This window comes from Hymenobacter coalescens (assembly GCF_054783195.1).
Genome location: NZ_BAAGRA010000004.1, coordinates 237,613 through 253,741 on the forward strand (window position 1 = coordinate 237,613; position 16,129 = coordinate 253,741).

At 65.0% G+C, this 16,129-nt stretch carries 13 protein-coding genes; 9 read left to right on the plus strand and 4 right to left on the minus strand.

Annotated features, from left to right (window positions below; all coding sequences use genetic code 11):
• Positions 1 to 54: 54 nt before the first annotated feature.
• From ACYVKQ_RS04220 to ACYVKQ_RS04235, 4 genes are all read left to right on the plus strand, one after another.
• The gene (locus ACYVKQ_RS04220) at positions 55 to 912 is read left to right on the plus strand and encodes a (Fe-S)-binding protein (RefSeq protein ID WP_460576069.1); all 858 of its coding nucleotides are present in this window, start codon (positions 55 to 57) and stop codon (positions 910 to 912) included.
• A gap of 139 nt (positions 913 to 1,051) precedes the next feature.
• A complete protein-coding gene (locus tag ACYVKQ_RS04225) occupies positions 1,052 to 1,546 on the plus strand; it encodes a hypothetical protein (RefSeq protein WP_460575944.1) in 495 nt (164 codons plus the stop codon).
• Positions 1,547 to 1,674: 128 nt separating this feature from the next.
• Positions 1,675 to 3,717, plus strand: coding sequence for an OmpA family protein (locus ACYVKQ_RS04230; protein WP_460575945.1), 2,043 nt, complete (start codon positions 1,675 to 1,677; stop codon positions 3,715 to 3,717).
• A gap of 193 nt (positions 3,718 to 3,910) precedes the next feature.
• Complete coding sequence (locus ACYVKQ_RS04235; protein ID WP_460575947.1) at positions 3,911 to 4,816, plus strand: DUF4476 domain-containing protein; 906 nt, start codon at positions 3,911 to 3,913, stop codon at positions 4,814 to 4,816.
• Between the two features lie 76 nt (positions 4,817 to 4,892).
• On the opposite strand, the gene ACYVKQ_RS04240 is transcribed toward ACYVKQ_RS04235, so the two are convergent.
• Positions 4,893 to 5,360: a DUF4293 domain-containing protein gene (locus tag ACYVKQ_RS04240; RefSeq protein ID WP_460575949.1), complete on the minus strand. Its 468-nt coding sequence runs from the start codon at positions 5,358 to 5,360 to the stop codon at positions 4,893 to 4,895.
• 80 nt (positions 5,361 to 5,440) lie between these two features.
• On the opposite strand from ACYVKQ_RS04240, the gene ACYVKQ_RS04245 reads away from it, so the two are divergent.
• The 5 genes from ACYVKQ_RS04245 (at position 5,441) to ACYVKQ_RS04265 (ending at position 10,870) form a co-directional block, all read left to right on the plus strand.
• Entirely contained in the window at positions 5,441 to 6,640 is a 1,200-nt protein-coding gene (locus ACYVKQ_RS04245) for a thiolase family protein (protein WP_460575951.1), read from the plus strand.
• A complete protein-coding gene (locus tag ACYVKQ_RS04250) occupies positions 6,640 to 7,200 on the plus strand; it encodes a GNAT family N-acetyltransferase (protein WP_460575953.1) in 561 nt (186 codons plus the stop codon). The genes ACYVKQ_RS04245 and ACYVKQ_RS04250 overlap by 1 nt, the downstream gene beginning before the upstream one ends.
• A gap of 100 nt (positions 7,201 to 7,300) precedes the next feature.
• Positions 7,301 to 8,137 carry a tRNA pseudouridine synthase A gene (gene truA / locus ACYVKQ_RS04255; RefSeq protein WP_460575955.1) on the plus strand — a complete coding sequence of 279 codons (837 nt, stop codon included), beginning with the start codon at positions 7,301 to 7,303 and terminating at the stop codon, positions 8,135 to 8,137.
• A gap of 357 nt (positions 8,138 to 8,494) precedes the next feature.
• Entirely contained in the window at positions 8,495 to 10,237 is a 1,743-nt protein-coding gene (locus tag ACYVKQ_RS04260) for an ABC transporter ATP-binding protein (protein WP_460576070.1), read from the plus strand.
• A gap of 111 nt (positions 10,238 to 10,348) precedes the next feature.
• Positions 10,349 to 10,870 (plus strand): porin family protein, encoded by a 522-nt coding sequence (locus ACYVKQ_RS04265; protein WP_460575957.1) that lies wholly within the window; start codon positions 10,349 to 10,351, stop codon positions 10,868 to 10,870.
• A gap of 67 nt (positions 10,871 to 10,937) precedes the next feature.
• Here ACYVKQ_RS04265 and ACYVKQ_RS04270 read toward each other — a convergent pair whose 3' ends face one another.
• The 3 genes from ACYVKQ_RS04270 to ACYVKQ_RS04280 form a co-directional block, all read right to left on the minus strand.
• Positions 10,938 to 11,627, minus strand: coding sequence for an outer membrane beta-barrel protein (locus ACYVKQ_RS04270; RefSeq protein ID WP_460575959.1), 690 nt, complete (start codon positions 11,625 to 11,627; stop codon positions 10,938 to 10,940).
• Between the two features lie 134 nt (positions 11,628 to 11,761).
• Positions 11,762 to 12,553: a hypothetical protein gene (locus tag ACYVKQ_RS04275; protein WP_460575961.1), complete on the minus strand. Its 792-nt coding sequence runs from the start codon at positions 12,551 to 12,553 to the stop codon at positions 11,762 to 11,764.
• A 288-nt stretch (positions 12,554 to 12,841) separates the two neighbouring features.
• Positions 12,842 to 16,039 (minus strand): reprolysin-like metallopeptidase, encoded by a 3,198-nt coding sequence (locus tag ACYVKQ_RS04280; RefSeq protein ID WP_460575963.1) that lies wholly within the window; start codon positions 16,037 to 16,039, stop codon positions 12,842 to 12,844.
• Positions 16,040 to 16,129 lie beyond the last annotated feature (90 nt).

Sequence of the window (16,129 nt, forward strand, 5' to 3'; positions counted from 1 at the left end):
CAACTAGATACAATGGCTGAGCAAGTAGCCAAGCGACAAGTAAACGTCCCGTTGATGGCCGACCTCGCGGCCCGGGGCGAAACGCCCGAGGTGCTGTTCTGGGTGGGCTGCGCCGGCGCCTTCGATGACCGGTACAAGCGCGTGACCCGCGCCTTCGTGCGCATTCTGGAGCACGTGGGGGTGAAGTACGCCGTGCTGGGCATGGAAGAAACCTGCACCGGCGACCCGGCCAAGCGGGCCGGCAACGAGTTCCTGTTTCAGATGCAGGCCATGCAGAACATCACCGCCTTCGACGGCTACGGCATCAAGAAGATCGTGACGGCCTGCCCGCACTGTTTCAACACCATCAAGAACGAGTATCCCGCGCTGGGCGGCAACTACGAGGTGATTCACCACAGCACCTTCCTGCAGCAGCTCATCAACGAAGGCCGCGTGAAGGTGCAGGGCGGCGAATCGTTCAAGGGCCGCCGCATCACCTTCCACGACTCCTGCTACCTGGGCCGCGCCAACGACATCTACGAAGCCCCGCGCGAGGTGCTGGCCGCCCTCGATGCCGACCTGGTGGAAATGAAGCGCAGCAAAGCCAACGGCCTGTGCTGCGGCGCCGGCGGCGCGCAGATGTGGAAGGAGCCGGAGCCCGGCAAAAAGGACATCAACGTGGAGCGTACCGAGGAGGCCCTGGCTACCCTCGACGGTAATGCAGCGGCTCTAGACGCGCTGTACGGCGTGGAAAGCGGCAACGCCGGCGCCACGCCCGCCCCGCGCAACACCGACAACAGCATCATCGCCGTGGGCTGCCCCTTCTGCATGACCATGATGAGCGACGGGGTGAAAAACAAGGAGCGGGAAAGCTCCGTGCAGGTGTTCGACCTGGCCGAGCTGGTGGCTTCGGCCGAAGGCCTCAATGCCTAGGCTTTTGGAGTAGCGGAAGCTGCTTAATTTCAGGCCCGCGCCGCCGGAACTTTCGTCCGGGGCGCGGGCCTTTTCCTTGTACCGACGGCCGCCCGAAACTTAGGTATGGTTAACGGTCGTCAGTTTTTCCTTCGCTTTTATGTTCGTCGCTTTTCACGAACTCCCCGCTACGGCGCGTGTCTGGATCTACCAGGCCAGCCGCCCGCTCACCGATGCCGAGCTGACGGCCGTGCAGCCCGCCCTGCAGCAGTTTTCCGAAGCCTGGACCAGTCACGGCCGCACCCTGCGCGCTTCGGCCGAGGTTCGGCACCGGCAGTTTCTCGTCATTGGCTTGGATGAAGCCGTGGCCGATGCCAGTGGCTGCTCCATCGACGCTTCCGTGCGCTTCGTGCGCGAGCTGGAAGAGCGGCTTGGCTTGCAACTGCTGGCCAAGGAAGACATGGCTTTCCTAAGCCCCGAAGGGGAGGTGCTGCTGGTGCCGCGCCGGGAGTTGAAGCAAGCCGTGCTAACCGGAGTGCTGCGTCCCGATTCGCCTTACTTCGACAACACCGTGGCCCAGCGGGCGGAACTGGAGCGCAACTGGCCGGCGCCAGCCGCAACGACGTGGCTGGCTCGTTATTTCACTGGCAGCTAGGAAAAAATCCGAAGCAACGGCGGAATACTATGTAAACTTAGTATTATTGCTAGCCCCAATTTGGGCGCAATTGGTCTACCCGGACCGCCCCACACCCACCACCCCACCTTCTCTCTTTCTACCACCTTATGAAGAACCTCATCGTTGCTTGCGCAGCGGCTGGCTCGGTAGCCGTGCTCGGCGGCTGCGCCGCGTCGGGCGGCCTGAGCAAGGCCGACAAACGCTTTGCGCGTGGCGAATACGAAACCGCCATTGAGCTGTACAAAGCCGATGTGGCCAAGGGCAAGGATATTGCTACGGCCAACTACAAAATCGGCGAGGCGTACCGCGTCTCGAACCGCATCGAGCTGGCGGAGCAGTACTACAAGGCTGCCCTAGACGGTGGGGTGAAAAACGCCGATGCTCCCTTCTACTACGCTCTGGCCCTGAAGGCGAACGGGAAGTACGAGGAGGCGGCCACGCAGTTTCAGCAGTACGCAACCAGCGGCACCAACCGCGCCCTGGTAGCCCGAGCCGAGCGCGAAGCCCAGAATGCCCAGGCCGCAACCACCCTGCTGGCCTCGCGCAACAACAACGAGGTGATGCCGCTGGACCAGATCAACTCGGCTTCCTCCGACTTCAGCGCCACCATCAAACCCGACACCAAAGAGCTGATTTTTGCCTCGGGCCGCGACGGAAAAACCTACCGCGGCAACGGTGAAGGGTTCAACGACCTGTACGCCATCAAGTTTGATGACCTGAGCAAGATGACCGGCGGCACGGTGGTGTCGTACGAGTCGGTCGCCATCGGTGGCGGCGGGCCAGCGGCCCCGGCTGCGGGTGCTACGGGCACTACGCCGGCGCCGGCCGCTGCCCCGGCCAAGGACGCCGGTAAGCCCATCTTCAACAAGCCTGGCACCCACGAGGCCTCGGCCACCTTCTCGCCCGATGGCAAGATGATGGTTTTCGCCCGCTCGAACGACGGCTCGAAGAAAGGCTTCCTGAGCGTGGACCTGTACGCCTCGTACTTCCGCGGCGGCACTTGGACGGAGCCCGAGCTGATTCGCGGCATCAACAACAGCAAGGCCGACGACTTCGCGCCGGTGCTCTCGCCCGACGGGCAGACGCTGTACTTCGCCTCGTCGCGCCCCGGCGGGCAGGGCGGCAACGACATCTACAAGTCGACGCTGGGCGCCAACAACCGCTTCTCGACGCCGGAGAACCTGGGCGACCAGATCAACACCCCCGGCAACGACAACTTCCCGGCCTTGGCGCCGGACGGCACGCTGTACTTCTCCTCCGATGGACACCCCGGTCTGGGCAAGCTCGACCTGTTTCGCGTGGAGAAAGGCAAAGTGGTGAACCTGGGCACCCCAATCAACAGCACCGGCGACGACTTTGCGCCGTTCCTGACGGGCAACGACGTGGGCGTGTTCTCCTCGAACCGCGCCGGTGGCAAAGGCTCCGACGACCTGTACATGTTCCGCAAGAAGCCGCTCAAGCTGGTGACCTTCTACGCCGAGGGCAAAGTGCTCGGCAAGGACGCCAAAACGGGCGCTACGGAGCCGTTGGCCAACGAAACCGTAACCATTATCGGTGCCAACGGCCAGAAGCAGGACGTACAGGCCGGGGCCGATGGCTCGTTCAAAGTGAAGCTGGACACCTCCGCCACGTATTCCTTTGTAGCCGACCGTGGGGGCTACTTCACGGCTCGCCAGAACGTGAGCACCGTGGGCAAGGCTCCGGCGCAGGATCAGCTGCCGAACGAGATGAACGACATCACCATCCCGGTGACGCTCACGCTCGACAAGATCGTGAAGAACAAGGCCATCGTGGTGGAGAACATCTTCTACGACTACAACAAGTGGGACATTCGTCCGGACGCGGCTACGGAGCTGGATAAGCTGGTGCAGACCCTGGTGGACAACCCAGAAATCAGCATCGAACTCAGCTCGCACACCGACGCCCGCGGTAAGGATGCCTTCAACCAGACGCTCTCGCAGAAGCGCGCGCAGTCGGCCGTTGACTACATCATTTCGAAGGGCATTCCGCAGTCGCGCATCACGGCGAAAGGCTACGGCGAAACTGCCCCGGTAATCAAGACCGCCAAGACCGAAGAGGAGCACCAGAAGAACCGTCGCACGGAGTTCAAGGTGACCAAGATCAACGCTACGCCTTCGACGACGAACTAAGCACGAGCCGAAGAGTGAAAAAGCCTCCGCATCATTGATGCGGAGGCTTTTTTTATGCACAACGCCTGGCTGCTTCGACGCCGGGTTGGACACTTGGCGGCTGGTCGCGAAGTCGGGCGGTTTGGCACAGAAGTTGGCTTACGCGGCAGCAGCAGGCTCCACGCCGGAACCTTGCTTCTGCTCTCTTACAGCTATGAAAAACATGCTACTTCTAGGCCTGAGCCTGCTGCTGACGGTGCAGGTGGCCCTGGCCATTCCGGCGGGCATGGCGGTGCGCTCCGAGCGTGGCCTGCCTTTCCGCCTGCGCCTCGACGGCTACCGCATCGGAGGGCGCGGCGGCATGACGGAAGTCCGCTTCAACCGGTTGGCCCCAGGGCAGCACTGGGCCGAGTTTCAGGTGCCGGCCAACGGCGGCGTATTGAGCTACCGCACCCGCGTGCCGCTGATTCCGGGTCGCGAAACCCGGTTCGTGCTCGTGACGCGCCGCGGCTACCCGCCGGTGCTGCAGCGCGTATCGGAGGTGCCGCTGCCCGGCTGGGCCGGCGGCCGCGGCCCCGGCCGCCCCGACGACTACGGCTACCAAAGTCAGCCGATACCTTTCAACGGACCCAGCAGCTGGCCGGTGCCGGGCACCCGCGACGACTGGTACGACGACGACCGGGAGCCGTACACCCAGGGCGGGCCGGGCCAGTACAATACGCCCCAGCCGCCCACCGGTAACCACGGCAACGCAGAGGCGGGCTACCCGCCGCAGGGCAGCTACGGCAACGGGGGCTCCAACAACGGCGGCAACTATTACCGTCACCTGATGAACGCCCAGGAAACCGACCAGCTGCTGCAGGCCGTGCGCGGCCGTTCTTTCGATGACCAAAAGGTGTTGCTGGCCAAGCAGGCCCTGGCCGAAAGCGACATCCGCAGCGAGGACCTGCGGCGCCTGCTCGGCGGCATCGACTTCGACCGCGGGCGGCTGGAGCTGGCCAAGTTTGCCTACGCCCACGTGGCCGACCGCCAAAACTTCTACCGGGTATACGAGGTGTTTACCTTCGACGCGAGCGTGCGGGAAATGCAGCAATTTATCGAGCAAAGCCGCGGCGCCTAGCGCGGCTACTCATGGCACACAAAAAGGCCCCGGCGCGGCGCGTCGGGGCCTTTTCGGTTCGTAGCGGCAGGGGCGCTTAGCGCAGGCGGTCCATGGAGCGCACCAGCCTTTCGTCGCGGCGGATGAAGCGGTTGGCCAGCAGGTTGAGCAGCAGGGCCAGCGTCGGCAGGTAGAAGCCGGCTTCGAAGTCGCCGTGCATTTTCACGTTGAGCATCTGCTCGCCTACGGAGGAATAATAGAAGCTGGCACCAATGGTAGCCGAAATGAGCAGCATGTTCACCGAGCCGAGGATGAGCTGCGTCATGCGCTTTTTGTACTGGAAGATTTCGGCCAGCGCCACCAGCGCGGAAGCCGCCGCCAGCACGGCAATGGCGTAAGTAGCCACCGGGGCCTGCGCTGGGTTCGACGACGAGAGTTGCGTAGCCGTCATCGTCAGGCTCTGGTTACTGATCGGGTCGGTCTTCGTCCAGATAGGCAAAAACAGCACGCAGGCCATGCTGATGGCTAGCAGAAGCAGAAAAACGCTTTGAATTCTTTGTATCATCTTTGTTGTTATGAGCGAATGGCTGGCCTGTTACGGCCGGCAAAAGTAGCCAAAAGACTCCGCTAACCCGCATTTACCCAATGCCTGAAGCATACATCGTCGACGCGGTGCGTACACCCGTCGGCAAGTTCGGCGGCGCCCTCAGCGCCGTGCGCCCCGACGACTTGGCCGCCGTCGTGCTGCGCGAATTGCTGCGCCGCAACCCGAGCGTGGACCCGCAATTGATCGAAGACGTTATCATCGGGGCCGCCAACCAGGCCGGCGAAGACAACCGCAACGTGGCCCGCATGGCGGCGCTGCTGGCCGGCCTACCGCTGTCGGTGGCCGGCGTGACCGTCAACCGCCTCTGCGCCTCGGGCCTGCAAAGCATCATCGATTCCACGCGCGCCGTGCGGGCGGGGGAAGGCGAAGTGTTTCTGGCCGGTGGGGCCGAAAGCATGACCCGCGCCCCGTTCGTCATGGCCAAGTCGGAAACGGCCTTCGGGCGCGACTTCACCGCCCACGACACGACCCTGGGCTGGCGCTTCGTCAACCCGAAGCTGGCCAAGCTGCACCACCCGTACAGCATGGGCGAAACAGCCGAAAACGTAGCCAAGAAGTACGGCATCAGCCGTGAGGAGCAGGATCAGTGGTCGTTTGATTCGCAGCGCAAGTACCAGCGCGCCTTCGAGCGGGGCCGCTTCCGCCGCGAAATCGTGCCCGTGTTCGTGGCACAACCGAAGACGGAGGCCGTCATGTTCGACACCGACGAGCACCCGCGCGCCACGGCCCTGGAGAAGCTCGCGCTGCTCAAGCCGGCCTTTATCCCGAACGGAACCGTGACGGCCGGCAATTCGGCGGGCATCAACGACGGCGCCGCCGCCACCATGGTGGTGAACGAGGAAATGCTGAAGCGCTTCAACCTCAGGCCGCTGGCCCGCGTGGTGGCCTCGGCCGTGGCCGGCGTGGAACCAGCGCTGATGGGCCTCGGCCCGATACCGGCGACGCGTAAAGTCCTGCAGCGGGCCGGCCTGACCATCCACGACATCGACTTGATTGAGCTGAACGAGGCCTTCGCGGCCCAGGTGCTGGCCTGCGTGCGCGATTTGGAGCTCGACCCGGCCCGCATCAACGTCAACGGCGGCTCCATTGCCATCGGCCACCCGCTGGGCGCTTCCGGGGCCCGCATCACGGCCACGCTGCTCCACGAGATGCAGCGCCGCGAGGGCGTACGGTACGGCCTGGCCACGATGTGCGTGGGAGTGGGGCAGGGGGCCGCGGTGATCTACGAAAAGATCTGATGCCCGCCGCGCCGGCTCCCGACCCGCGGCGGCCCGTGCTGCCTCTGCCGGAGGAGGCCGCGCGCCTGCGGCCCTTCGCGCCAGCCGATGCGCCGGCGCTGGCCCGCCACGCCAACGACCGGGGCATCTGGCGGAACCTGCGCGACCGGTTTCCGCACCCGTATGCCCTGGCCGATGCCGAGTGGTACGTGCGCTTCGTGCACGCGGAAGGCGGCCAGGACCTGCACCTCTGCCTCGAAGTAGACGGCGAAGCCGCCGGCAGCATCAGCGTGCTGTTCCAGCACGACATTAATCGCCGCGAGGCCGAAATCGGCTATTGGCTGGGCCGGGCCTACTGGGGCCGCGGCCTCGCGACGGCGGCGGTGCAGGCACTGGCAGCGCACACCTTCGCGCATTTCGACGTGTGCCGACTCTACGCGACAATCTTCGAGTACAACACGGCCTCGGCGCGGGTGCTGGAAAAGGCTGGTTTTGCCTGCGAGGGCCGGCTACGCCGCAGCATCACCAAGGATGGGCAGACCGTGGACGGCCTGCTGTACGCGTTGATTAAGGAAGAATGAGGAGTGAAGAAGGAAGACTTGCCTCACTCTTCTGCTGCCTGAATAGAACGGGCTGCAAAACGCCCATTCCTCCTTTCTCATTCTTGCTTCTTCACTCCTAATGCGCTACTTCCTCGAACTCGCCTACGACGGCACGGCCTACTGCGGCTGGCAGATGCAGCCCAGCGCGCCAAGCGTGCAGCAGGAGCTGGACCGCCGCCTCACGCAGATTCTGCGGCAGCCGGTGTATTGCCTCGGCAGCGGCCGCACCGATTCGGGCGTGCACGCCACCCACCAGGTGGCGCATTTCGATGCGGAACTGCCCGCCGGCCTGAGTCTGGAGCAGCTGCTGTACCGCCTCAACCGCGCCCTGCCGCCCGACATCGGCGCCTACGCCCTCACCCCGGTGCAGCCCGATGCGCACGCGCGTTTCGGAGCGGTGGCGCGCTCCTACGAGTACCACGTGACGCTGCGCCGCGACCCGTTTCGGCGCGACCAGGCCCTGTGGCTCGACAAAGTCCCCGACGTGCAGGCCATGAACGAGGCGGCGCAGGACCTGGTTGGCCAACGCGACTTCACGGCGTTTTCCAAGGTGAAAGGGGCCGAAACGCACTACGTATGCTGGGTACACGAAGCCGGCTGGCACCCCACGCCGCACGGGCTTGTGTTCCGCATCCGGGCCAACCGCTTCGTGCGCGGCATGGTGCGGCTGGTGGTAGGCACGTTGCTCGACGTAGGCCGCGGCAAGCTCACGCCCGCCGCGTTTGCCGAGGTGCTGCACCGGCAGCAGCGCATTGCGGCCAGCGGCGCGGCGGCGGCGCACGGCCTGTTTCTGAGCCGCGTGGAGTATCCGCCGGAAATCCTGCTGCCGGGCCAGGAGCCGGTCGCCAAGCCGTTTTTCGTGACGGATGCCGAGCTGCAGCCGTTTTACTGGAAGCAGCCGGAGCAGGGGAAGTAGAACGTCAGGCTGAGGCGCCGCCGAACCGGAGGCCGGCGCAGTTAAAATTCTTTTTTACTCGGCCGCTTCAACTGACAAGCGCAGTCATCGGCGCCTTTGCACCGCGGCGTCCGCAGCCCCATCACAGTACCCTTAGGCAGGGCTTGAGCAAGGTCTATTGCGGCGCTCCGGACGACGTTCTTATGGATGCTTGCCCGTCGCCCACGGGTCTGCTTGTAACTTGCCGGGCGTTCGGACGGTTTAGCCCCCGTACGTCTTCTCTCCCGACCTAATCCGCTGCCCGTGGAATCTGCTGCACCTGCCGCCACCTCCGCCAAAGCCGGCAACATCTTCGACTGGCAGGTGCTGCGGCGCCTGATGGTCTATATCCGGCCCTACCGCGGCGTGTTTGCGCTGCTCATCGTGCTGACGGTGGCCACGGCCATCCTTGGCACGGTGCGCCCCTTTCTGATTCAGCGCATGGTAGACGTGCAGATCAGCAACGGCGACTGGCCGGGGCTGAACCGCATGTTTGCCCTGCTGCTGGGCCTGCTGGTGGCCCACACCGGCGTGAGCTACCTGCAGACGTACTACGGCGGCTGGCTGGGCCAGTACATCGTGCGCGACATCCGCGTGGACCTCTACCAGCACATCCTGAACCTGCGGCTGCAGTTCTTCGACCGCACGCCCATCGGGGTGCTCGTCACGCGCAACATCTCCGACGTGGAAACCCTCTCGGATGTGTTCAGCGAAGGACTGGCGGCCATGATCGGCGACATCCTGCAGCTGGTGTTCATCATGGCCTTTATGTTCTACATCGACTGGCGGCTGACCCTGGTGAGCCTGTCGGTGATTCCGCCGCTGCTCTTCAGCACCTACGTGTTTAAGGAGAAGGTCAAGAAGTCGTTTCAGGAGGTGCGCACGGCCGTGGCCAACCTGAACGCCTTCGTGCAGGAACACCTGACGGGCATGGGCATCGTGCAGATTTTCAACAACGAGGAGCGGGAGTTCCGCAAGTTCGAGAAGCTCAACCAGGAGCACACGCGCGCCAACATCCGCTCGGTGCTCTACTATTCGGTGTACTTCCCGGTGGCCGAGGTGCTGGGCGCCATCGGCGTGGGGCTGCTGGTGTGGTACGCCGCTCAGGGCCAGATCGAGGGCACGATATCCAAGGGCGCGCTCATCGCCTTCATCATGTACAACTCGCTGTTTTTCCGGCCCATCCGGCAGATTGCGGACCGCTTCAACACCCTGCAGCTGGGCCTGGTGAGCACCGAGCGCCTGCTGAAGTTGCTCGACAGCAAGGAGTTCATCCCCGACGAGGGCACGCGCCGCCCCGCCACCCTGCGCGGCGAGGTGCAGTTTCGCCACGTGTGGTTTGCTTACAACCGCAAGGAAGGCGAAGCCAACCGTCAGGAAGGCGCAGCCAACGAGCCGGATTGGGTGCTGCGCGACATCAACTTCGAAGCCAAGCCCGGGCAGACCATTGCCTTCGTGGGCGCTACCGGCGCGGGCAAGACCAGCATCATCAACCTGCTCTCGCGCTTCTACGACATTCAGCAGGGCGAAATCTGCGTCGACGGCCACAACCTGCGCGAGTACGACCTGAAGGCGCTGCGCCGCCACATCGGGGTGGTGCTGCAGGACGTGTTCCTCTTCAACGGCACGATTCAGGATAACATCACGCTGGGCAACGAGGACATCACCGAGGAGCAGATCTGGAACGCGGCCCGGCTCGTGGGTGCCGACCGGTTTATCGAGCGGCTGCCCGGCGGGCTGCAGTACAAGGTCATGGAGCGCGGCTCCACGCTTTCGGTGGGGCAGCGCCAGCTCATCAGCTTCGTGCGCGCCCTGGTGTACGACCCGCGCATCATCATCCTGGACGAGGCCACGTCGTCGGTCGATTCCGAGACCGAGGAAATGATTCAGGACGCCATCGAAAAGCTCATGCTGGGCCGTACGTCCCTGGTCATTGCCCACCGCCTGAGCACCATCCAGAAGGCAGACCGCATCATCGTGCTTGACCGCGGCGAAATCAAGGAAAGCGGGCAGCACGACGAACTGCTGCGCCTTGGCGGCTACTACGCCCAACTCTACCAGATGCAGTATGTAACCGAGTAGATAAACCCGTGAGGTGGCGAAGGGTGAGTGGCGTGCTGCTTGCGCTAGATGCGCGGCGCTGGCCTCCCAAACACCACCTCCCCCGTTCACCACCTCACTAGTTCACCGTTCATGGCTCGTTGGTTTTTCATTATTGGGGGCGTGCTGCTGCTGGGTTTTGCCGGCGTGTATGCCTGGCTCGGGGGCTTCAGCCAGCCCAAAGTCGAGCTGGTCAGGACCGAACAGCCAATTTTCCTGGCCGGCCGCTACTACAAGGGCATCCCCGATAAGCAATTCGGCAAGCTCTTCGCCGAAGCCAATGAGCTGTACCGCAAGGGCACGCTGAAGGGCGTTCTGGGCAACATCTATTACAACGATGCCCAGGCCGAAGGCGAAGAAATCGAGGCGTTTATCGGGCTGGTGGTGCCCGATACCACCACGCAACGGCTGCCGGTGGGCTACCGCTACCGCACCTTTGCCGCCGGGCAGAAAGTGCTGCGCGCGCGCGTCGAAGCCAACTTTATGCTGGCGCCGGGGCGGCTCTATCCCGCCCTGAAGGACGAAGCCAAAGCCAAGAAGATCAAGCTGCGCAACGTGTTCGTGGAACAGTTTCCCGAGAATGCCCCCGCCGAAATGCTCGTAACGGTACAGTAGGCCCCCTTAGCAGCCAGGCCGGCCCCGCGTAGGGCCGGCCTGGCTGTTGATGGACGGCAGCGGGTAATTACTTCCGGCCCAGGTAAAACGACACGCCCAGGCGCAAATCCTGGAAGCTTACGCCGGCGTCGAAATTTTTGGCCGTGCTGATGTAGTCCGAGCCCTTGTTGTTCGTTTTGGTCTGCTGGTACAGCAGCCCCCGTAGGCTCAGCTCCAGGCCGATGCTGGGCGTGGGAAAGAACACGAGGCCCGGGGCCAGCCCGCCGTAGAAGCCTTTGGCTTCCGCCTCGATGCTACCGGTCGACTGGTTATTGGGTTGCTCAGTTTCGGCCTGAACGTAGCCGGCGCCCAGCTCCCCGTAGAAGGCGGCCTGCTCGCCCACGAACTTGTAGTAGCGCGCTGCCGGTCCCACCGTCCAGCTGGCTTCGCGCGCCACATTGTCGCGGATTTTACGGTAGGTCATCGTGCCACTGTTCACCGACACGGCGTACAGCGGCGTGACGGTGCGCGTCTGCTGAAAGCCGCCCCGCAGCCCCAGCATCAGGTTGTCGGCCACAAAGTAGCCCAGTACCGGCGCCACCGACACGCTCATGTTCTTGCGCACCAGTTCCTGGGACGTGCTGCTCGACGTAATAGGAGCTTCCTGGGTGGATTGGGAGTAGCCGGCATGGCCGCCGAGCAAAAGCGTACCCGCCCCGATCTGGGCCTGGGCAGCGGTAGCAACCCCCAAAAGGGCCGTCGCAAAAAGATATTTCATGATAGCTCCGCTGAGCAATTGGTGAATAAGATGCGGCAAACTTATGATGGGGCTACGCCATAATGCTCCGCGGGCCCAAAAAAGCCCGCCGCCGAAGTACGGCGGCGGGCCTGGCAAAGCCGCGTTTCGGGCATCTACCGCCAGCGGTCCGGCATCGTCACGCCCACGCTGAACACCCAGGCCGATAGGTCGCGCTGGGTGCCGAAGCCGGTGGCGCCGGCCCACTGCTGGTAGTAGGCCTTGGTGGTCAGCCACGAATCCGGGCTTAGCTTGAAGGTAGCCGAAGCCCCGGCCAGCCCCACCAGCCCCACGCTGGTCGCCATGACTTTGGCGTGGGTGCTAGGCTCGCAGCCGCAGCTCTGCGGCTGGCTGTCGTCGGCTATCTGCTGGCTGCGGTCGGCGAGGGTGGCTGCGCCGAGGCCCGCGCCGGCTATGACGGCCGTGCGCAGCCGCGGGTTGTCAATCAGGAAAATGTTGGTGCGGGCCGCGATGCTGTAGAGGCCGAGCATGGGCTTGGCGGTTTCGGCCACGCCCAGGCTGGAGCGGATGCGGGTGGGAATGGCGATGGTGCCGGCCAGCTCGGCCTGCAGCTGCGGCGCCAGGCGGTAAGTACCGGCCAGTTCCAGGCCGCCAAACACGGCGTGCGGGTTGGCAAAGGCCGAAGCGCCCAGGAACGCACCCCAGCGGGTCGCCTCGAACTGCCGCGCCACGGTATCGCCCCAGGAGTAATGCCGGTAGTAGCTCACGCCCACAAATGAGGTGGTAGTCCGGCGGGGCAGGCACAGGGCGCGTGAGGGCTTGACGGCAGTGCGCACCGAAGAGGAACCGCTTCCCACGCGCGGTAAGTCAGACCGACGCTGGGCCTGGGCCGATTGATGGCTCCACAGCATGCCGGCCAGGAGCAACGCGAGTAGTTTTCTGGACATAATGGTACGGATTGAGGGGTGAGATGCAAGCCGGCTGGGGCCGCTGCCGGGCCGGTGAAATATAGTGCATGGCCACTTTTGTTTCGTTGCATTCGAGTAGCTGAAAAGTTGCCAGTCAGCTGTAAGCCAGGCGCATTGAAGCTGCCACTTGCATGCCTGATGCTTGGCCACGCGCCGTTTTAGCCAGCGGCCGGCGCGTCAGCCAGAACCTTTACCAGCCCCAACCAGGCCATCAAAAAAGCCGGCGCCCGTAATAGGCGCCGGCTTTTACTTATTCTGCGAGTGGGGCTACTCCACCAGCACGCGGCGCACGGCCGGAGCCTGGTCGGCTACCTGCACCGTGAGCAGGTAGGTGCCCGGTGCAAGCCCGGTAGTGGAGAGGTCCGCATTGCTGCCGGCAAACCGGCGCTGCGCCACTTGCTGGCCCAGCACATTGTACAGGGTGATGGTAGCCGCCGCGGCCGGCGCCGGCAGGGCTACCCGGAAAGCAGCGCCTCCGCCAGCCGGGTTCGGCCATACCGTGAAGGCGTTGGCATTGGTCTGCTTAGCCGCCAGGGGGGCGCAGGTAGCCAGCAGACCAAAGGAGCCGGCTTCCTCGTCCCAGCCCGATACGAACACGTAGTACGTCTCCCCGATAACCGAGGTGAAGCTGACGGTCGAGGCGATGCCGCAGCTGCTGTCATCGTTGCCGTCGAGGCAGGTGAAGCTGCCGCAGCTGCCGCGGTACACGAACAGTTTGGTGTCGAAATCGGTGGCCGCGTCGCAGGTGCTGATGGTGATGCTGCCACCCGTACCCGTGAGGGTGTAGAACACGCCTCCTTGGTCAATGGAGGTACCGCTGCAGTCGGCGGTAGGGTCGGCGGTGGCCGTGGCGCCGTTGGTGGTGCCCTGCACGCGCACGCCGCAGGTCAGGGGGAGGGCGTTGGCGCAGAGGTCGTTGGCCGGAGCCGGGAACAGGGTGCGGAAGTTCAGCTGGGCCACCAGCGACGTTGCCCCGCCGGCGCAGTTGCCCACCACGCGCACCGTGTATTGCGTGGCCGGCTGTAGCCCCGTCAGGGTTACCGGCCCGCCGGCCACGGTCTGGGTGGTCGTAGCCGGCACCGTCGTGACGGTGTAGCTGGTGTTGCTGGCCGTGCCCACGAAGGTGAGCGTGGCCGAGTTGAGGGTGCGGTTGCTGATGGCTAGCTCCGAGGGCGCGTTGCACAGCGGCGGCGCGGTGGTGGTGAAGGTCGCCGTAGCAGCGGCCGAGGTGCTGCCTCCCCCGCAATCGGCCACCACCTGCACGGTGTAGGTGGTACCGGGCTGCAGCCCGCTGAGCGTGACGGGGCCGGCCGTAACCGTTTGGGTAGTGGTAGCGGGCGTAGTTGTCACCACGTACTGCGTGGCCGCGCCCGGCGTAAAGCTCAGGCTGGCCACGGTGTTGCTGATGGCGCTGATGCTCAGGATGGTGGGCGCTGAGCAAACGCTGGGGCTACTGATGCTAAAGTCTTCGGCGGAGATGTTGAAAAAGTAGTTGTCGGCGGCCTCCACCATGATGCGCGCCGTGGTGGTGGCCACGCTGGGTACCGCAACCAGAGCCGAGCCGTTGTTGGGTACGCCCAGCGCCAGCAGAGTCGGGTAGGTCAGGCCGCCATCGGTGCTCAGCCGGATGTTGACCGTCGCGCAGCTTACCGGGGCCGCGTTGGTATTCGCCACGTTCCAGGTCACGGTTTGCTGGGTGCCGCCGGTCCACGTCAGGGTCGTGCTGGGGCTGGTTACCACGAAGGGGCCGGCCGTGCTGGTCACCAGCAGCTTCACGGAGTCGCTGCTGCTCACGCCGCCTATCACGCCGAGCGGGCCGTTGTGCTGGTCGCGGGCTGTTACCTGGAAAGTAAGGCGGCGCGTCACCGTGGGCAGCCGCTCGCCGATGGCCGTGGTACCCGCCACCAGGTTGCTCAGCCGCGGAAAGTAGCGGGTGGGCGAGGCCGTGGGCACGAAGGAGCGGAACAGCGGCACGTTGTTGTTGGCCGTCTGCGCGGCCGTGGCCGAGGCGCTGTTGCCCCGGTCGATCTGCTCCCAGTTGTACGTCAGGGCCTCGCCGTCGGCATCGGCGCCGGTAGCGGTCAGCTTAAAGGGGGTGCTGCGCGGCAGCGTCTTGCCGCTGGCCGGGCCGCTCACCGCGGGCGGGGTGTTGCCGGTGGCCGTCACCACCGGGCAGGGCGTGCTCACGATAAAGGCGCGCATCTCCTCGAAGGAGCCCACGTGGAAAAACGGGTCGGAGTTCGGCTGTAGGTTATTGTTGCTGCAGATGCCGGCATAAGCCATGATGGTGCTGCCCGAGCCGGGCTCCCAGGCCGCCTCGGGGCTGCGGTTGCCATTGCAGCTGCCGGTGGTGCTGTTGAAGGTGTGGCTGCCGCTGAACTGGTGCCCCATTTCGTGGGCGACGTAGTCGATGTCGAAGGCATCGGCCACCGGCGAGTTGCTGCCCGTTACGCCCCGCGCTTTGTCGTCGGGGTCGCACACGGAGGCGTAGTAGGCCACGCCGCCGCCGCCGGTGCTGAACACGTGCCCGATGTCGTAGTTGGCCGTGCCGATAACCGCGTCCAGGTTGGCCTGGTTCTCGTCCAGCATGGCGTCGCCGTTGTTGTTGGTGTAAGGGTCGGTGGCGGCGTTGGTGTAGATGACGGCGTCGTTGTTGGCTACCAGCACCATGCGCACGGCCAGCTCCCGCTCGTACACGCCCACCACCCGGTTGACGCTCGTCACCACCGCTGCCAGCGTCTGCGGCACGGTGCCGCCGTGAAAGGCGGCGTACTCCCCGGTGGTAGCTACCGCCAGCCGGTAGGTGCGCAGCAGGCTGCCCCCAGCAATGGCCGCCGGCTGACCCGAGCCCAGCCCGGGCAGCGGTGTGCCGGCCACGGGCCCCGCGTTGCGCGCCGCCGTCTTGGCCGGCTGAAAGTCGCAGTTCATGCCCGTCGTCGCGCCGGGGCGCACGTCGCGGCGGTAAAAGCTGAGGTAGTGCCGCACGTCGTCGCGGCGGGCCGGCTCGATGTACACCGTGCCGTCGGTAGCCGACAGAATCTGGGCGTGGAAGCCCGCCGGCGTCAGGTCGAGGCGCACGGTAGCCGTGGCGTCGTCCAGGCCCCGGCCCGCGTAGGTCTGCATCTGGGGGTAACGGGCCGCCAGCGCGGGCGCCAGCACGGCCGTGCGCCACACCGCGAAGCGGCCGGTGCTGCCGTCGGGCAGGGGCAGGGCCAGCACCAGCGGCTGGGCCCCGGCCTGCGTTTCGGGTGGCGCATCGGCCAGCACGGCGCGGGCGGCGGCCACATCAAGGGCCAGGGGGCGCGCCCGCTGCAAAGCCGCCGCCAGTAGGGAAGGAGCGTCGGGCTGGTCGCGAAGCAGGATAGCGGCCGGCCGAAGCTGGGCCACCGCCGGTGCCAGGCTCAGCAGCAGCGCCAGGGCGCTCAGCAGGGGCCGGGCCGTAGAGGATGCGTAGGGGTGTTTCAAGCGGGTAGCGAGGGGATGAAGATGAGCTAAATCAAATGTAAGACCCTGAGTGATAAGCCACCGGTGAGCAGCGCCGCGAAGCTGAGAAAG

Bases quoted from the DNA above. Each gene is read 5' to 3' on its own strand.
- ACYVKQ_RS04220 (WP_460576069.1), top strand. From the start codon at position 55: ATGGCCGACCTCGCGGCCCGGGGCGAAACGCCCGAGGTGCTGTTCTGG.
- ACYVKQ_RS04225 (WP_460575944.1), top strand. From the start codon at position 1,052: ATGTTCGTCGCTTTTCACGAACTCCCCGCTACGGCGCGTGTCTGGATC.
- ACYVKQ_RS04230 (WP_460575945.1), top strand. From the start codon at position 1,675: ATGAAGAACCTCATCGTTGCTTGCGCAGCGGCTGGCTCGGTAGCCGTG.
- ACYVKQ_RS04235 (WP_460575947.1), top strand. From the start codon at position 3,911: ATGAAAAACATGCTACTTCTAGGCCTGAGCCTGCTGCTGACGGTGCAG.
- ACYVKQ_RS04240 (WP_460575949.1), bottom strand. From the start codon at position 5,360: ATGATACAAAGAATTCAAAGCGTTTTTCTGCTTCTGCTAGCCATCAGC.
- ACYVKQ_RS04245 (WP_460575951.1), top strand. From the start codon at position 5,441: ATGCCTGAAGCATACATCGTCGACGCGGTGCGTACACCCGTCGGCAAG.
- ACYVKQ_RS04250 (WP_460575953.1), top strand. From the start codon at position 6,640: ATGCCCGCCGCGCCGGCTCCCGACCCGCGGCGGCCCGTGCTGCCTCTG.
- truA (WP_460575955.1), top strand. From the start codon at position 7,301: ATGCGCTACTTCCTCGAACTCGCCTACGACGGCACGGCCTACTGCGGC.
- ACYVKQ_RS04260 (WP_460576070.1), top strand. From the start codon at position 8,495: ATGGTCTATATCCGGCCCTACCGCGGCGTGTTTGCGCTGCTCATCGTG.
- ACYVKQ_RS04265 (WP_460575957.1), top strand. From the start codon at position 10,349: ATGGCTCGTTGGTTTTTCATTATTGGGGGCGTGCTGCTGCTGGGTTTT.
- ACYVKQ_RS04270 (WP_460575959.1), bottom strand. From the start codon at position 11,627: ATGAAATATCTTTTTGCGACGGCCCTTTTGGGGGTTGCTACCGCTGCC.
- ACYVKQ_RS04275 (WP_460575961.1), bottom strand. From the start codon at position 12,553: ATGTCCAGAAAACTACTCGCGTTGCTCCTGGCCGGCATGCTGTGGAGC.